The organism is Streptomyces sp. NPDC005496 (genome assembly GCF_042872045.1).
GTDB lineage: Bacteria > Actinomycetota > Actinomycetes > Streptomycetales > Streptomycetaceae > Streptomyces.
The window spans coordinates 663,231-679,690 of record NZ_JBIAJQ010000004.1; the positions used below are offsets into that span (position 1 = coordinate 663,231).

16 protein-coding genes are annotated in these 16,460 nt (G+C 71.3%); 6 read left to right on the top strand and 10 right to left on the bottom strand.

Annotation, left to right across the window (positions count from 1 at the left end; genetic code table 11):
• Positions 1-19: 19 nt before the first annotated feature.
• Positions 20-2,533 (top strand): DUF3516 domain-containing protein, encoded by a 2,514-nt coding sequence (locus ACFYQQ_RS15300; protein WP_355779739.1) that lies wholly within the window; start codon positions 20-22, stop codon positions 2,531-2,533.
• A gap of 19 nt (positions 2,534-2,552) precedes the next feature.
• Positions 2,553-3,419: an acyl-CoA thioesterase II gene (locus ACFYQQ_RS15305; RefSeq protein ID WP_355779741.1), complete on the top strand. Its 867-nt coding sequence runs from the start codon at positions 2,553-2,555 to the stop codon at positions 3,417-3,419.
• Positions 3,420-3,498: 79 nt separating this feature from the next.
• Here the strand turns inward: ACFYQQ_RS15305 and ACFYQQ_RS15310 are convergent, their stop codons facing one another.
• From ACFYQQ_RS15310 to ACFYQQ_RS15340, 7 genes are all read right to left on the bottom strand, one after another.
• The gene (locus tag ACFYQQ_RS15310) at positions 3,499-4,458 is read right to left on the bottom strand and encodes a DUF6397 family protein (RefSeq protein ID WP_355779744.1); all 960 of its coding nucleotides are present in this window, start codon (positions 4,456-4,458) and stop codon (positions 3,499-3,501) included.
• A 123-nt stretch (positions 4,459-4,581) separates the two neighbouring features.
• Positions 4,582-4,995, bottom strand: a complete 414-nt coding sequence (locus ACFYQQ_RS15315; protein WP_355779746.1) for a roadblock/LC7 domain-containing protein — start codon at positions 4,993-4,995, stop codon at positions 4,582-4,584.
• Between the two features lie 110 nt (positions 4,996-5,105).
• Positions 5,106-5,711 (bottom strand): ATP/GTP-binding protein, encoded by a 606-nt coding sequence (locus ACFYQQ_RS15320; RefSeq protein WP_355779749.1) that lies wholly within the window; start codon positions 5,709-5,711, stop codon positions 5,106-5,108.
• Between the two features lie 196 nt (positions 5,712-5,907).
• On the bottom strand, positions 5,908-6,318 hold the full coding sequence (locus ACFYQQ_RS15325) for a DUF742 domain-containing protein (RefSeq protein ID WP_355779751.1): 411 nt from the start codon (positions 6,316-6,318) through the stop codon (positions 5,908-5,910).
• A gap of 18 nt (positions 6,319-6,336) precedes the next feature.
• The gene (locus ACFYQQ_RS15330) at positions 6,337-6,774 is read right to left on the bottom strand and encodes a roadblock/LC7 domain-containing protein (protein WP_356164463.1); all 438 of its coding nucleotides are present in this window, start codon (positions 6,772-6,774) and stop codon (positions 6,337-6,339) included.
• Positions 6,771-9,302 (bottom strand): nitrate- and nitrite sensing domain-containing protein, encoded by a 2,532-nt coding sequence (locus ACFYQQ_RS15335; protein WP_356238784.1) that lies wholly within the window; start codon positions 9,300-9,302, stop codon positions 6,771-6,773. Before ACFYQQ_RS15335 ends, ACFYQQ_RS15330 begins: the two co-directional genes overlap by 4 nt.
• A 66-nt stretch (positions 9,303-9,368) precedes the next feature.
• Positions 9,369-10,142, bottom strand: coding sequence for an MHYT domain-containing protein (locus tag ACFYQQ_RS15340; protein WP_355795976.1), 774 nt, complete (start codon positions 10,140-10,142; stop codon positions 9,369-9,371).
• A gap of 152 nt (positions 10,143-10,294) precedes the next feature.
• Between ACFYQQ_RS15340 and ACFYQQ_RS15345 the strand changes: the two genes are divergently transcribed.
• On the top strand, positions 10,295-10,894 hold the full coding sequence (locus ACFYQQ_RS15345; protein WP_356164467.1) for a class I SAM-dependent methyltransferase: 600 nt from the start codon (positions 10,295-10,297) through the stop codon (positions 10,892-10,894).
• 3 nt (positions 10,895-10,897) lie between these two features.
• On the opposite strand, the gene ACFYQQ_RS15350 is transcribed toward ACFYQQ_RS15345, so the two are convergent.
• Positions 10,898-11,785 (bottom strand): oxygenase MpaB family protein, encoded by an 888-nt coding sequence (locus tag ACFYQQ_RS15350; protein WP_388904755.1) that lies wholly within the window; start codon positions 11,783-11,785, stop codon positions 10,898-10,900.
• Positions 11,786-11,933: 148 nt separating this feature from the next.
• Here ACFYQQ_RS15350 and ACFYQQ_RS15355 point away from each other — a divergent pair, with 148 nt between their 5' ends.
• The 3 genes from ACFYQQ_RS15355 (at position 11,934) to ACFYQQ_RS15365 (ending at position 15,064) form a co-directional block, all read left to right on the top strand.
• On the top strand, positions 11,934-12,239 hold the full coding sequence (locus tag ACFYQQ_RS15355) for a hypothetical protein (RefSeq protein ID WP_388904787.1): 306 nt from the start codon (positions 11,934-11,936) through the stop codon (positions 12,237-12,239).
• Between the two features lie 133 nt (positions 12,240-12,372).
• Positions 12,373-13,227 (top strand): hypothetical protein, encoded by an 855-nt coding sequence (locus tag ACFYQQ_RS15360; protein ID WP_356164471.1) that lies wholly within the window; start codon positions 12,373-12,375, stop codon positions 13,225-13,227.
• A 448-nt stretch (positions 13,228-13,675) separates the two neighbouring features.
• Positions 13,676-15,064 (top strand): tannase/feruloyl esterase family alpha/beta hydrolase, encoded by a 1,389-nt coding sequence (locus ACFYQQ_RS15365; RefSeq protein ID WP_355782917.1) that lies wholly within the window; start codon positions 13,676-13,678, stop codon positions 15,062-15,064.
• Positions 15,065-15,068: 4 nt separating this feature from the next.
• Here ACFYQQ_RS15365 and ACFYQQ_RS15370 read toward each other — a convergent pair whose 3' ends face one another.
• Entirely contained in the window at positions 15,069-15,266 is a 198-nt protein-coding gene (locus ACFYQQ_RS15370) for a hypothetical protein (RefSeq protein WP_355782941.1), read from the bottom strand.
• Positions 15,267-15,398: 132 nt separating this feature from the next.
• On the bottom strand, positions 15,399-16,454 hold the full coding sequence (locus tag ACFYQQ_RS15375; protein ID WP_355788684.1) for an acyl-CoA desaturase: 1,056 nt from the start codon (positions 16,452-16,454) through the stop codon (positions 15,399-15,401).
• Between the last annotated feature and the right edge of the window lie 6 nt (positions 16,455-16,460).

Below are 16,460 nucleotides of genomic sequence, written 5' to 3' on the forward strand. Positions count from 1 at the left end.
TCACAGGCAAGATGGGGGCGTGACCCTTATCGATCAGCTGCCGCAGACCGCCGACCCGGACGCCCTCTACGAAGCCTTCGAGTCGTGGGCCGGGGAACGCGGCCTCACGCTCTACCCTCACCAGGAGGAGGCGCTGATCGAGGTGGTCTCGGGTGCGAACGTGATCGTCTCGACGCCCACCGGTTCGGGCAAGAGCATGATCGCGGCGGCGGCGCACTTCGCGGCGCTGGCCCGGGACGAGGTCACCTTCTACACGGCTCCGATCAAGGCGCTCGTCTCGGAGAAGTTCTTCGAGCTGTGCAAGATCTTCGGCACCGAGAACGTCGGCATGCTCACCGGCGACGCCTCCGTGAACGCGGACGCCCCCGTGATCTGCTGCACCGCCGAGGTGCTGGCCTCCATCGCGCTGCGTGACGGCAAGCACGCCGACGTCGGCCAGGTCGTGATGGACGAGTTCCACTTCTATGCGGAGGGCGACCGCGGCTGGGCCTGGCAGATCCCGATCCTGGAACTGCCGCAGGCCCAGTTCATCCTGATGTCGGCGACCCTCGGCGACGTCTCGATGTTCGAGAAGGACCTCACCCGGCGCACCGGCCGCCCCACCGCGGTGGTCCGCTCGGCGACCCGTCCCGTACCGCTCTCCTACGAGTACGTGCTGACCCCTCTGACGGAGACGCTCACCGAGCTGCTGGCGACCAAGCAGGCTCCCGTCTACATCGTGCACTTCACCCAGGCGCAGGCCGTGGAGCGGGCTCAGGCCCTGATGAGCATCAACATGTGCACGCGGGAGGAGAAGGACCAGATCGCTGAGCTGATCGGCAACTTCCGCTTCACCACCAAGTTCGGCCGCAACCTCTCCCGGTACGTCCGGCACGGCATCGGCGTGCACCACGCCGGCATGCTGCCCAAGTACCGCCGCCTCGTGGAAAAGCTGGCCCAGGCCGGTCTGCTGAAGGTCATCTGCGGCACGGACACCCTCGGGGTCGGCGTCAACGTCCCCATCCGCACCGTGCTGTTCACCGCGCTGGCCAAGTACGACGGCACCCGGGTGCGGACCCTGCGCGCCCGGGAGTTCCACCAGATCGCGGGGCGTGCCGGCCGGGCCGGGTTCGACACGGCGGGCTTCGTCGTGGCGCAGGCGCCCGAGCACGTCATCGAGAACGAGAAGGCTCTCGCGAAGGCGGGCGACGACCCCAAGAAGCGCCGCAAGGTGGTCCGCAAGAAGGCGCCGGAGGGCTTCGTCGGCTGGACGGAGAACACCTTCGAGAAGCTCATCTCCTCCGAGCCCGAGCCCCTCACCTCCCGCTTCCGGGTGACACACACGATGCTGCTGTCGGTGATCGCCCGCCCCGGGAACGCCTTCGAGGCGATGCGGCATCTGCTGGAGGACAACCACGAGCCGCGCAAGCAGCAGCTGCGGCACATCCGGCGGGCCATCGCCATCTACCGCTCGCTGCTGGACGGCGGCGTCGTGGAGAAGCTCGACGAGCCGGACGCCGAGGGCCGCATCGTGCGCCTCACCGTGGACCTGCAGCAGGACTTCGCCCTCAACCAGCCCCTGTCGACGTTCGCCCTCGCCTCCTTCGAACTGCTCGACCCGGAGTCCCCGTCGTACGCCCTCGACATGGTGTCCGTCGTGGAGTCCACGCTGGACGATCCCCGGCAGATCCTCGCGGCCCAGCAGAACAAGGCACGCGGTGAGGCCGTGGCGGCGATGAAGTCGGACGGCGTCGAGTACGAGGAGCGCATGGAGCGGCTCCAGGACGTGTCCTACCCCAAGCCGTTGGAGGAGCTGCTCTTCCACGCGTACGACACCTACCGCAAGAGCCACCCCTGGGTCGGCGACCATCCGCTGTCGCCGAAGTCCGTCATCCGCGACATGTACGAGCGGGCGATGACCTTCACCGAGTTCGTCTCCTTCTACGAACTCGCGCGCACCGAGGGGATCGTGCTGCGCTACCTCGCCAGCGCTTACAAGGCCCTTGACCACACCGTCCCGGACGACCTCAAGTCCGAGGACCTGGAGGACCTGATCGCCTGGCTCGGCGAGATGGTGCGCCAGGTCGACTCCAGCCTGCTCGACGAGTGGGAGCAGCTCGCGAACCCCGAGGTGATGACGGCCGAGGAGGCGCAGGAGAAGGCGGACCAGGTCAAACCCGTCACCTCGAACGCGCGGGCCTTCCGCGTCCTCGTCCGCAACGCCATGTTCCGGCGGGTCGAGCTGGCCGCCCTGGACCAGCTCACGGAGCTCGGCGAGATGGACGCCGAATCCGGCTGGGACGCGGACGCCTGGGGCGAGGCCATGGACAAGTACTGGGACGAGTACGACGACCTGGGCACCGGTCCCGACGCCCGCGGCCCCAAGCTGTTGCAGATCACGGAGGAGCCGCAGCACGGCCTGTGGCGCGTCCGGCAGACCTTCGCCGACCCGAACGGCGACCACGACTGGGGCATCAGCGCGGAGGTGGACCTCGCGGCGTCCGACGCGGAGGGCCGCGCCATCGTCCGGGTCACCGACGTCGGCCAGCTCTGAGCACAGGAGAATCCCTCTCATGACGAACCCAGCCGAGAGCCTCGTCGCCCTGCTCGACCTGGAGCAGATCGAGGTGAACATCTTCCGCGGGCGGAGCCCGCAGGAGTCCTTGCAGCGGGTCTTCGGGGGCCAGGTGGCGGGCCAGGCGCTGGTCGCCGCCGGGCGTACCACCGAGGGCGACCGGCCGGTGCACTCGCTGCACGCGTACTTCCTGCGTCCGGGCCGTCCCGGCGTGCCGATCGTGTACCAGGTGGAGCGGGTCCGCGACGGCCGGTCGTTCACCACCCGGCGGGTCACGGCCGTGCAGCAGGGCCGCACGATCTTCAATCTGACCGCCTCCTTTCACAAGCCTGAGGAAGGGAGCTTCGAGCACCAGCTGCCGCCGGCCCGCAAGGTGCCGGACCCCGAGTCCCTGCCGACGGTGACGCAGGAGATCGAGGAGCACCTCGGGGCGCTGCCCGACACCCTGGAGCGCATGGCGCGGCGCCAGCCGTTCGACATCCGGTACGTCGACCGGCTGCGGTGGACCGCCGAGGAGATCAAGGACGCGGAGCCCCGCAGCGCCGTGTGGATGCGTGCGGTCGGACCTCTCGGGGACGATCCGCTCGTCCACACCTGCGCGCTGACCTATGCGAGCGACATGACCCTCCTGGACGCGGTACGCATCCCGGTGGAACCGCTCTGGGGTCCCCGCGGCTTCGACATGGCCTCCCTCGACCACGCGATGTGGTTCCACCGTCCGTTCCGTGCCGACGAGTGGTTCCTGTACGACCAGGAGTCACCGATCGCGACGGGCGGGCGCGGGCTGGCCCGCGGGCGCATCTACGACGTGGAGGGACGCCTGCTCGTATCCGTCGTGCAGGAAGGGCTCTTTCGCGCGCTGTGAGGACGCGAAAGTCCTTGCAGGACATCCGCGTCGCACGATGACGGGGTGACCCGGAACCGGGCGAAGCCGGCGCGGGCCGTCACGGGTTTCTGCGACGCAGCCACCCGAACACGCGTGATCGCTCGGACAGTTCACGTGGGCGCTCCGGCGCCCGGCCCGTGTGGTCGCCGACTGTCGCTCCGGAGGGCCGCGTGGCCGCCGGCGCCGAGTCCCTCGGCACCGGTCGCGGGGCGGGACGCGTCTCCCGGGCGTGAGTGATCGCTTGCGCCAGGTCGGCTTCGAGCCAGGCGATCTCGTCGGGGTCCTCCGCCGTCATGATCCTCGCGGTGACCTGTGCGGCCGGGGAGTCCGGCGTCGTCCGGGCGGCCCGGTCGGGACGCAGGCGGTTCAAGTAGGCGCGCTCGTAGGGGTCCTGCACGACGTGTGCGACGTGCGCCGGGTCGAGAAGCGACGTCACGATCGCCGCCTGCGCCCAGGGGTCCTCCGTACCGCGCAGCAGGAAGCCCCTGTGCCGTCCCCGCCAGTTCCGCGGGCGCAGGTCGAGCCCTTCGTCGAGTTGACCGCGCAGTCCCTCGGGGATCCGGCCGCTCAGCAGGCTGGCGCTTTCCGTCCCGGCGGCGAACTGGCTGAGTTCCTGGGCCAGGTAGAGCCAGACCACGGCCCTGTAGCGGTTGAGGTAGAACGTGACCGGCACGACCAACCCCAGACGCGCGAGTCGGGTGAACCTGGCGGTCGTCACGCCCAGGAGTGCCGCGCCTTCCTTGGTGCCCACGGTCCTGACCCGCTCCTGCAAGGCTTCGGCCCAGCCCTCCGCCGCGCGGATGCGGTCGATCTCCGCCCGGGTCACCCGGCGGGCTCCCCCTCCCCCGTCGTCCGGGACGGTCCGGACGCAGCCGAGGTGTACTGCGAGGTCGAACTCGCGGCGTTTGAGGCCCAGTTCCCGAGCCGCGCGGCTCTGCGAGATCGAGGGGAGGCGCTCCCCCGCGTCGAGCAAGGCGGCGGTGGCCGTGGCGGGCTGCGTGATGGTGGTGCCGGACATGCGGTTCTCCCCCGTGCGGTGCTCGCGCCGGTGTGCGCTCGCTTCGAGAAAAACCGTAGCCGGATCGCCGGATCGTGCGGGGAGCCTGTGGATAACCTGGCCCGAAATCGGTGTCTTCGCAGGTCAGAGGTCCAAGTTCGAGCTGTGCTCCGGCTCCCGGGCGGCGACGCGAAGATGCTCGCCGACGCGGTTCACGAGCAGTGTCATCTCGTAGGCGACCTGGCCGATGTCGGCCTCGGCGGCGCTGAACACGCACAGGCAGCTGCCGTCGCCGGCCGCGGTGACGAAGAGCACCGCGTCGTCGAACTCGATCATCGTCTGGCGCACCTGGCCCGCGCCGAAGTGGCGCCCCGATCCCCTGGCGAGACTGTGCAGGCCTGACGCGACGGCGGCGAGATGTTCGGCGTCCTCCCGCCGCAGCCCCGTGCTCGCGCCCGTCACCAGCCCGTCGTTCGACAGGACCAGGGCGTGCCGCACGTGATCGACACGCTCGGTCAGATCGTCCAGCAGCCAACCGAGTCCGGTGTTCTGCGCCATGTGCCGCTCTCCCCGTGTCGTCTCTCCTCCCGGCCGGAGGATCGGACAGGCCAGCCTTCCCCACAGCCGCCACACGGGCAAGCCGGAAGGACGGGCGAGCCGCCGCGGAGTCAGCCGACCGAGTCGAGAAGCCTCGCGGTGTGCACCCGCCCCGCGTGCTCGACGAGACGGATCAGCACCTCCTTGCCCGAGTCGCGGTCGCGGGCGTCGCACAGCACCACCGGCGTACCGCTGTCGAGGTCCAGTGCGCGGCACACGTCCTCCGCGCCGTGGGCACGAGCCCCCGCGAAGCAGTTGACGGCCACCACGAACGGGATGTGCCGGTGCTCGAAGTAGTCCACGGCCGGGAAGCAGTCCTCCAGCCGACGGGTGTCCGCCAGGACGACGGCACCCAGGGCGCCCTGCGACAACTCGTCCCAGAGGAACCAGAACCGGTCCTGTCCCGGGGTTCCGAAGAGGTAGAGCGAGAGTCCGGACCTGATGGTGATGCGTCCGAAGTCCATGGCGACGGTGGTCGTGACCTTGTGGTCGACGCCGTCGGTGTCGTCCACTGACTGGCCCGCCTCGCTCAGTAGTTCCTCGGTGCGCAGCGGTCTGATCTCACTCACCGCGCCGACCAGGGTGGTCTTGCCCACGCCGAACCCGCCGGCTACCAGGATCTTCAACGCCAGGGCGGCCGTCTCGCCCGCGGTGGCGTCGGAGTGCTCGGAGACCATCGATCACTTCTCTCGGGAGTGCCGGCAACGGTCGACGTCAGTACATCTGTGCGGACTCAGCATCATGACAACCGCAGCTCCTCTGCGAGGTGGTTGCTTCGCTATGGGACGTATCCGATCGAACCGGGTGTCTTGCGTGCCGGTTTGTGCGCACGGGGCCTGCCGCGACCGGTCACGGGCGGTCCGGTTCCCTGCGCTACAGCGCCTTCAGTCCCTCGATGACCTCCCGCAGGATGCGCTCGTCGGGCAACTGCGCGGGCGGGACCGGGAGACTGACGGTGACGCGTCCCGACTCCAGGAGGTCTCCCAGAAGCACCCGCACCACACCCACCGGCAGGTCGGCTCCGGCGGACAGTTCGGCGACCGACTGCGTCTCGGGGCGGCACAGTTCGATCAGGGTGCGGTGCTCCGGACCGAGCGCGCTGTCGTCGGCCCGGGGTGCGGCCGGGTCGAGCGTGACGAGTGCGATCAGGTCCAGGCGCACTCCGCTGGGGCCGGACGTCGTGCGGCCCCCTGTCATCGCGTAGGGGCGGACCAGGGGTCCGGCCTCGCTGTCGTACCACTGGCTGCCCGACTGCCGAGGGGTGCCTGGCGTGTCCTGGGTCATCTGCGCGTGCCGCCCCGGTCATCCGCCGACGGGCGGTCGCGCGGCGACGCGGGGGGCCGTGTACAGGTGCTCGCCGACTCGCTTGACCAACCGCGCCATCTCGTAGGCGACCAGACCGATGTCGGCGGTGACGGCGGTGAGGAGGGCGAGGCAGGAGCCGTCGCCGGCTGCGGCCACGAAGAGGAAACCCTCGTCCATCTCGACCATGGTCTGGCGCACGCCTCCGGCCCCGAAGTGGCGGCCGGCCCCCTTGGCCAGGCTGTGGAAGCCGGAGGCGACGGCGGCCAGGTGTTCCGCGTCCTCGCGTCGCAGGTCCGTCGACGAGCCCACCGCCAGTCCGTCATTGGACAGCACCACCGCGTGCCGCACTTCCGCGACGCGCAGCACCAGGTCGTCCAGCAGCCAGTCCAGTTCACCCTTGTGCCGGCCGGCTCTCATGGTCGGATCCTCGATCATGCGGGGTCTCCTTCGCTGCTGTCCCTGTCCGCTGCGGCAGTCAGGTGGCTGCCGAGGCCGGGCGACCTGCCGCCGCCACGTGCCCAGCCGTCGCGGTACGCGGCCATCCGGTCCCGTACCTGCTCGGGGGTGCGTTCGTGTTCGCCCGCCCTGTCCGGCGTCCGCGCCGTCTCCTCGGGGCGCTGTTCGCGCAGTTGCGGGGCGAGGTTCGCCTGCCGCACCCGCCGCGGGAGGTCGTCGGACGCTTCGGGCTCGTCCGGGGGCCGGTGCAGGCGCAAGGTGGTGACTCCGGGGGGCGGGCTCTCGGACGAACCGTTCGTGCGACGTTCGGCGGCAGCGTGCACGGGCGCCGGAGCGGGCAGCTCGGTCGCCGAGTGGACGGGGTCCTCCTGCCGAGCGGTCACCACGCGCGCGTACTCGTGGTCCGCGGACTGTTCGCGGCCGGCGCCGAGGGAACGTTCCGCCGCCCCGCCCTGGAGCAGGTCCGTGGGCAGCAGGACGACCGCGGTCGTGCCGCCGTACGGCGAGGTGCGCAGGTGCACCTTGATGCCGTGGCGTGCCGCGAGCCTGCTGACCACGAACAGGCCGAGCCGGTCGCTGTCGAAGAGATCGAGTGCCTCGGACTGCTCGATACGGCGGTTGGCCTCGGCGAGTGTCTCCTTGCCCATGCCGAGGCCGCGGTCCTCCACCTCCACCGCGTAGCCGTTGCCCACCGGTTCCCCGGTGATCCGCACGCGCGTGTGGGGCGGTGAGAACTGCGCCGCGTTCTCCACGACCTCGGCCAGGAGGTGGGTGAGGTCGGCCACCGCGGCGCCGACGATCGCCGTCTCCGACAGTTGGCGCACCTCCACGCGCGCGTAGTCCTCCACCTCCGAGACGGCGGCGCGCACCACGTCGGTCAGTGAGACGGGCCGGCGCCAGGCCCGGCCGGGTGCGGCCCCGGAGAGGATGATCAGGCTCTCGGCGTGCCGCCGCATCCGGGTGGTGAGGTGATCGAGGCGGAACAGGTCGCTCAGCTCGTCGGGGTCGTCCGATCTGCGCTCCATGCTGTCGAGCAGGTTCAGCTGTCGGTGGACGAGCACCTGGCTGCGGCGAGCGAGATTGACGAAGACTCCGCTGATGCCGCTGGCGAGTTCGGCGCGTTCCACCGCGGCCCGCAGGGCGGCACGGTGCACGATGCCGAGTGCCTCGGCGACCTGCCCGGTCTCGTCCTCGGCCGGCGGCCCGCCAGGCGCCTCCGCACGGACGTCGATCTCCTCACCCGCGCGCAGTCGGCGCATGGCGTGCGGGAGTTTGCGCCGGGCGATCTCCAGGGCGTCGTTGCGGAGGCTGACGAGCTCGACCACGAGGCCACGCCCGATGCGTACGGAGATGACGAGCGAGGCGGCGACGGCGGCGAGGCCGAGCAGCACCGCCGCGCCTGCCGGGGTGAGCAGGCCGCGCCTGAACGGGTCCGCACGGTCCGCGACTCCGCGGCCCGCGTCGGACTCGATGGACCGCATTTCGTCCTGCACGCGTACGTGTGCCGCGTTCCAGCTTGTCACCGGTGCGGCGTCGATCCCCTTCACGCCGGACCGGGCGACCAGCACCTTGTCTTCGGTGGCACGCAGGTCGGCGTAGGCGCCGCCCTGGGCGAGCCTCTGCCAGGCCGCCCGCTCGGAGCCGCTCAGGTCTGCGACGGCGGACTCGGTGAGCGCGCGGCGGGTGTCCACGGCTCCGGTGAACAGCCGCAGTCGCTCTCCGTCGAGCGTGCCCGCCAGCCGGGCGCTGGACAGCACGGCGTCCTCCTGGGCCAGCGCCTCTCCCGCCCGGCTGAATTCGAGCAGCACGCGCGCGTCGGATCCCAGGCCCGCGTCCTGGACCCCGGTGAGCGCGCCGCCCACGGCGAAGGCCGTCGAGATGGTCTTCGTGTACCGCCCGTACACCTCGTCCCAGCCAGCACGGCGCTCCAGCAGCGCGCCGCGCAGGGACCGCAGTTCCTCGGCGCCCGCGACGAAGGTCTCCAGCCGCTCGGCCACGCCGGTGGGAAGGTCGGCGCCGTCGGCGACGGTGTTGCGGTCGCCCAGTCGCAGTTCCGCCACGGCTCGGTCGGTCCGGCCGGCCGACTTCTTGAGCGTGCTGGTCTGTTCGGCGGACGGGTCGGTGGCGTAGCGGACGGCGGCGGCGCGTTCGGACTGGAGCGCGGCGACGGCAGCGTCGACCGGGGCCCGGACCGTCGAGTCCACCCGCTGCAACTGCCGCAGGCGGGCCACGTCCTGAGCGGTCGTCACGGTGGCGTAGGCCCACAGGGCCAGTAGGGAGATCACGGGCACCATGAGCAGGCACACGATCTTCGCGCGGACGGTGCGGGGCCGCACGTGCCAGCGGTCCCGGCGGGCGGGCGGCGCCGCCGACGGCCCCTCGGTGACGGCGTCGTCGAGGTCGGAACGCTCGTCGGCCGGCGGGCCGGCGTGTGCGCGGCGCCCGCGTGCCTGCGGTTGTGGCGGCGGCTCGGCGCCGCCCCTGGGGGTCCTGCCGGGAGTACGCATGGCCTCCTCGCTCGGAAGTGGTTCGGAAGGTGCGGTCACGGACCCTCCTGGGCCGGTGGCCGTCCCCTAGGAGGCGACGGGCTCGACGGGACGCTGGGCCGACGCGGATGCCTCCCGCTCGTCGGCCGTGGGCGACAGGGCGACGAACGCCGAGGTCAGGAAGAGGTAGGACCCGAGGCCGACGGCCAGGGGGAAGATGAACTGCATCACCGTGGCCCCGGGCAGGACCTCACCGGAAGGGGTGACGCGCACGCTGACCGCGATCATCCCGGTGTAGTGCATGCTGCTCACCGCCCCTCCCATGACGAGGGACGCCGCCGCCACCGCCACCGGCGACTTGATGTTGAGCGCCGCCCACAGGGCCGCTGTCGCCGCCACCACGGCGATGACCACGGAGAGCCCCACGAGCACGGGGTCGTAGGTCACCGCGCCGTGCAGCCGCAGCGCCGCCATGCCCAGGTAGTGCATGCTCGCCACGCCCACCCCGGTGGTGAGTCCGCCCAGCACGAGCGCGTGGCCCCTGTCGCGGCCGTAGCCGACGGCGAAGACACCGGCGCCGACTACGACCATGGCGACGACGAGGCTGAGGATCGTCATCGGCACGTCGTAGCGGATCTCGGTCCCGCCGACACCGAAGCCGAGCATCGCCACGAAATGCATCGTCCAGATTCCGGTGCCGATCGCCGACGCGGCGGTGAGCAGCCAGTTCCGGCGTGAGCGTCCGGTCGCGCCCAGCGCGCGGACGGTGCAGCGCAGCCCGAGGGCGGCGCCGATGCAGGCCATCACGTACGACAGCACGGGGGTCAGCCAGCCGAAGGTGGCGTGGTCCAGGTGTCCCATGGCAGAGGGACGCTAGACCCGCCAGGGGCGCATGAAGGGGGCGCATTTCGAAAGGTGTTGCAATATGACGCGGAGAGGCCTCAGGACGACCGTATGGCGCTCGAACGTGTGCACCGCGTCGTCCTTCGTGTCGGTGAGGGATCATGCGCAGCATGAGCGACGACCACACACACGTCCAGGAATTCTTCACGGCGCGGGCGGCGGACTGGGACGCCCGCTTCCCCGACGACGGACCCGCCTACGCGGCCGCCGTGGCCGAGCTCGGGCTGCGCGAGGGCGGCCGGGTGCTCGACGCGGGCTGCGGCACCGGGCGCGCGCTGCCCCCGCTCCGGGCGGCCGTGGGTGCGTCCGGAGTCGTCATCGGGGCCGATCTGACGCCCGCGATGCTGACGGCGGCCGTACGGGCCGGGCGGGACCGGGACGGATGCCTGCTGCTCGCCGACGTCACCGCTCTGCCCGTGCGCACGGAGTCCCTGGACGCCGTGTTCGGGGCCGGCCTGGTCTCGCATCTCCCGGATCCCGTCGAGAACCTGCGAGAACTGGCCCGAGTCGTGCGGCCCGGCGGGCTACTGGCGCTCTTCCACCCCATCGGGCGGGCGGCCCTCGCCGCGCGCCAGGGACGGCAGATCACCCCCGACGACCTGCGCGCCGAAGGCAACCTGCGCTCGCTGCTGGCCGGTTCGGGCTGGCGCATGACGTCGTACGTCGACGAGGACGCCCGGTTCCTGGCGCTGGCCGTACGCCCGCGATAGCTGTCAGGCAGTCCCCGAGTGGCGGACGGGGCAACCCCGGAGACCGGGGACCGGCCGGGTGCCGAGTTCCGCCACACGGTAGCCGTCCGGGTAGCTCTTGATCTCCCAGTTCTGCCGTGCGTAGTGCGGAGCGCGGCGCGGCGGCATCAGGCGGACCAAGCGGCCACGCGCGCGTACCGCGCGACGGACCAACGCGCGTGTGGCGCCGCTCGGCGGCTCGTACCGGAAGGCGCGCAGCAGGGAGTCGTCGAGCAGCGCCAGCGTGGCGGTGCGCAACGCGGGCGCCAGCGGGCGCGGGTACCAGGACGTCATGAGGTCGAGGGTCGCGTCGGAGACCCGGCGCGCGCTCTCATCCCAGCCGACGTGGGTCTCCTCGTACGCGTCGAGGCAGGACTCGAACTCCTCGTAGGTCTCCGGGATGTCCCTGATGCCCATGTGCCGCCCCAGGGTGCGGTAGTGGACGGTGGAGGCGACGACCTCGTGGCGCGACATCCTGCGCCACCCGTAGGCGTCGATCCACCGCTTGGGCATCACCACGAACGTGCACAGGACGTAGCGCATGTCCTCGTTGCCGATGTCGTAGCTCCGGTGCATCTGGTTGATCCGCCGAATCGCCGTACGGCCCTCGACCGCGTCGAAACCGTGCTCCACGACGGTGTCCAGGAGAAGCGCGGTGTCGTCGTAGCGTTTCTGCGCACGGTCCGTGAGCTCCGCCGTCTCGGCGAGCAGGCGCCCGATGGAGGGAACGGCGTAGGTGCGGTAGAGAGCCAGCTCCAGCGCGCGCGTGAAGTCCCAGGGGAACTCGTAGACCGCGCTCAAGCGGTAGATCTCCAGCGATTCCTCGTACGGATCCATGCGCCGGATCCGTTCGAGCCGCTCGTAGCGCTTCATCCGGGTCTCCCCCTTCTGCCACCGGGCCGCCAACTCTACGGTGAGTAGCAGCAGATGGACGATCAGCTACAGATCGACGAAGGCGGCCGGGCCGCCGTCCTCGAAGCCATGGTGCATCGCACCGGGGGAAGGTGGGCCGATGTCCGACTTGTTCGGCAGGATGCGCAGGCTCTGGAGCCAAGGCCCCTCGGAGCGCGACGAGAGCCGGGAAACGGGGAAGCAGCGGCCCGCGAAGCGCGCGCACAATCTCTTCGAGGCGGCCGCGGCCTATGTGGCGGCCTGCGCCGACGACGACCAGGACCGGATCGACGAGGCCGCGGCCTGGGTGTCGCCGGAGGCGCTGTCGTTCGGGGTGAGCGAACTCGCCTGTCGCGCCGTCATCGCACTGGCGCGCGAACGGGACGAGTCGCCGCGGACGGTGGCACGGTCCCTCCTGGGGCTGCCGGCGGCCTGATCCCGAGCACCCGGCGGTCGATTCGCCCCTTTCCAGCCGGATAACTGCAGCTCCGGGTGCGCCTCCCCCTCGTGACAACCGGCTCACCACCGCATTAAGGTGCGCCGACGGATGAAGCGATGGGGAGGCTGGGATGGCCGGGACGGGCGAGAACGCCGTCGCCGCCGAGGACGACGACGCGCTCTACGTGCTGACCGCGGTGCTGCTGACGCCCGCGCAGTTCCCCAGCGTGCTGGGTGACGACTATCCGGAGGCATGCGCGGCGCTCGATCTGGCACCGCTCGCCGACGGGTACGGCTTGGTGCTGGGTCAGGACTCCGACGGTGCGCGGTGGACGGTCGTGATCGACGACGTCTCACTGGTCGCGGTGGCCATCGCGTCATGGGACTGCGGCATCGAGTACGAACTGTCGCCCGACGAGCGCACCGTGGTGGCCGCGCTGCCCGGCTGGCCGCTCGCGGTCGCCGTTGCGGCTCCCGGTGTGCCGGCCCCGCACGATCCCGAGCCCGAGGTCGCCGAACGCCCTCCGCTGGCACCGCCGGACACCAGCGTCTGGGGCCCCGCCCAGCGTCGCCTCGGTGCCGACGAGATCGCCCTGCAGTGGGCTGTGTGGCGGGAGCAGATCCCCGAGGACCAGTTCGCGGACCCCGGAAGCGCAGAAGGAGCCGAGGGGGCCTCCATCGCCTCGGAGGAGGCGGACGGCGAGACGAAGACCGGGCCGCGCGACGGCATCCGCCGGGTACTGGCCGAGGCGCACGCCTACGTGGAGAAGGCGCCGCCGCTCGGCCGCGTCCGGTCCTCCTTCGCCCCGGGTGACGCGCGGACGCTGCGGGCCGACGGCCCCGGCTGGTCCATGGTCGCGCGGACCGACGACATCGCCTTCGTACTGCTGGACGAGGAACCCGGCGAGGTCCTGCCGATCGGCCGCGGTGCCCAGCTGCCCGGGCTCCTGGAGGCCCTCGACAAGATGGCGGTACGTCCGGCCTGACGGAGCCGCACGGGTGGGGCCGCAGGCGAGGGCCGTCCGAGCGCCAGCGCTCGCGCGCGGACCGCAGTGTGGCGGGGCTACATGGGGCCGCACTCCAGCATGACGTGACGGGAGTGGGGCGTGCCCGACGCCCGGCGTGCCCGGCTGGCATGCCCGACGTCCGACTCCACCGAAGCCCGCCCCGACCGGCGTAGGACGGTCGGATGTCGCCCCCGGCACCGGAGTTGGCGAGGGGCGCGAGCCGAGCAGCCTCGGCCGTCGCCGGGCCGCAGGGCGAGTCGTGGACTCAGTGTGGGGTGGCGCACGCCGCAGCTCGGCGGTGCGCTGAAACGGGGTCGTGAACCCCCACACCCGCGACGCGTCCCATGTGGTCCGCACCCATGGTGGACGACCGGACGGGATCGCAGCATGGGGCAGCCCCAAGCTCCCGTCCCCCTGGAGGCCGGTCATGCGCCCGTCCCGCCGTGTTCCCCTGCTCGCCGCCACCGCCCTGGCACTGACCCTTACCGGGCCCGTCCCGGCGGGAGCCGCGGCGGCGGGCGCCGACCACTGCGAGCGGCAGAATGCCGTACGGGTGCCCGGTGCCGCGTTCCAGCAGAGCGCGTGTCTGGAAGACCTGACCACCGCCGGGCTCGCCGGCACGCCGTACACGGACATGGCCGACCAGGCGGGGCTCACCGCCAAGGGCACGACCAACCCCTCCGGCGTGCCCGGGACACAGATCGACGGCTACTTTCCGGACAACTCGGGCTTCAACGCCACGCACGGCTGGCGCCACGACGCGCAGTTCGTGATCCGGCTGCCCGACCACTGGAACGGGGGCCTCGTCGTCACGGGCGCCCCGGGCACTCGCAAGCAGTACGCCACGGACACGGCCATCTCCGATCAGGTGCTGGCACAGGGATACGCGTACGCGGCCACCGACAAGGGCAACAGCGGGCCCGACTTCTACCGCGACGGAAGTCGGCCGGGAGACGCCGTGGCTGAGTGGAACCGGCGGACCACCCAGCTCACGCGTGCCGCCAGGAAGGCGGTGGCCCAGCGCTACGGCCACGCACCCCGCCGCACGTACATGACCGGGATCTCCAACGGCGGCTACCTCACCCGATGGCAGCTGGAGAACCACGCCGAGCTGTACGACGGTGGGGTGGACTGGGAGGGCGCGCTGTGGACCGCCGAAGGGCCGAGCCTCCTCACCTCGCTGCCGACCGCGGTGGCCAGAACGCTCGGCGCGGCGGACGACGGCGACATGGAGGCGGTGGGCTTCTCGCCCCGCTCCGCCTTCCTGTGGCCGTACCACGAGCAGGCCTATTGGGGCGTCACGCAGAAGATCTACCGCGCCGAGTTCGACCCGGCCTATGACGCCGGATGCCCTGGAGCGTCCGCCGGGTCCACCGTGGAACAGATCCTGGCGCCGTGCCCGAGCGACGCCACGTACGACTACGCGTCCCGCCCGGCGTCCGTGCACCGGGCCGTCGCGCGCGTGGCTCTGACCGGACGGATCGGCCGGCCGCTGATCACCCTGCACGGCGATCTGGACGCGCTGCTGCCGAAGACCGCGGACTCCGACGTGTACGCGCGCATGGTCGACGACAGTGGCCGGGGGCAGCGGCACCGCTACTACTCCGTGGAGGACGGGACGCACGTCGACGGGCTGTACGACACGTATCCCGACCGCCTGCGGCCGATCCTGCCCTGCTACCGCTCCGCCTTCCACGCGCTGACCGTCTGGGTCGAGCGAGGAACGCGGCCCCCCGCTGACCACACCGTCGGCAGGCCAGCGAGCGGCGACGTGGTCAACTCCTGCTCTCTGGAGGAGACCGCATCGCCTCGGTAGCCCTTCAGCGGCCGAGCTCCTTGCGACCGGCACGGCGCAGCCTGCGCCGCTGTGAGGGGTCGAGCGTCAGGTAGGCGGCGGTGGGTATGCCCAGCACGATCAGGAAAGCGATCCACCAGGGCACACCCACCGCCGGAAGCAGGATCAGCAGGACGATCCCGATCCCCACTCCGCCTGCGACGACCTTCGCGTTCTTCGACATGTGTGTGTCGCCTCCTTCGCGGCCACCGGCCGCTCTCTGTCGTGAAAACGGATCGGCGCTCCGCGCGGTTCCGGAACGCGACCCCGAGAGACCCCTGAGTCGCGACCCCGACTCTCCCCTGAGATCCCCTCGCTACTCGACCCTGAGGGGTTCTCCGACCTCGTACATGTGGCGCAGCGCCTGCCGATAGGAGTCGACGAGCCCGGTCTCCGCGTAAGGGATACCCAACTCCGCGCAGTGGGCGCGCACCAGAGGCCGGGCCAGTCGGAGGTGCGGCCGGGGCATGCTCGGGAAGAGGTGGTGCTCGATCTGGTAGTTGAGGCCGCCGAGGAACCAGTCGGTCAGCGCTCCGCCGCGGATGTTCCGCGAGGTGAGCACCTGGCGGCGCAGATGGCCCCAGCGTTCGCCGTCCGGGTCGGGCATCTCCATGCCCTTGTGGTTGGGCGCGAAGGCGAGACCGAGGTGGAGGCCGAAGAGCGCCTGGTGCAGGGCGGCGAAGGCGAGGGCCTTGCCGAGGGACATGGTGGTGAGCAGCAGTGTCGCGTAGGCCGCGACGTGGGCGACGAGCAACAGGGCCTCGACCGTCCTCTCACGCGGGGGCTGTCGACGCAGGTCCCGGAACCCGTGGATCTTGAGGGCGATGCCTTCGAGGAGGGTGAGCGGGAAGAAGAGCCAGGCCTGGTTGCGGGTGAGCCAGCGCCGGAAACCCGAGCGCTCGGCGGCCTGCGCGCTGGTGAACACCAGGACGTCCGCGACGACGTCCGGGTCCTTGTCCACGTGGTTGGGGTTGGCGTGATGGCGGGAGTGCTTGTCGTTCCACCAGGCGTAGCTCATGCCCAGGAGGAGATTGCCGTGGACGAGGCCGATCAGGCGGCCGACCGCCTTGTCGCCGGTGATCTGCGCGTGTCCCGCGTCGTGGCCTATGAAGGCCGACCGTGCGCAGAGCACGGCAAGGACCGGAGCCAGAAGCAGGACCCACCAGGAGGCACCGGCGAGGGCTATGCCGGTGACGACGCCCACCAGTGACAGGGCGTTGACGGCGATCGCGCGGGCGTACCAGCCGCGCCGGCGCTCCAGGAGGTGCCGGGCCCGGACGGTCCTCAGGAGGGGTGCGAAGTCGCTTCCAGCGGGCGGTCCGGGAACGGCCTCCGAAGGGTGCGTCTCGACGGCCGCGGCACTCAGGGGCATGTGGGT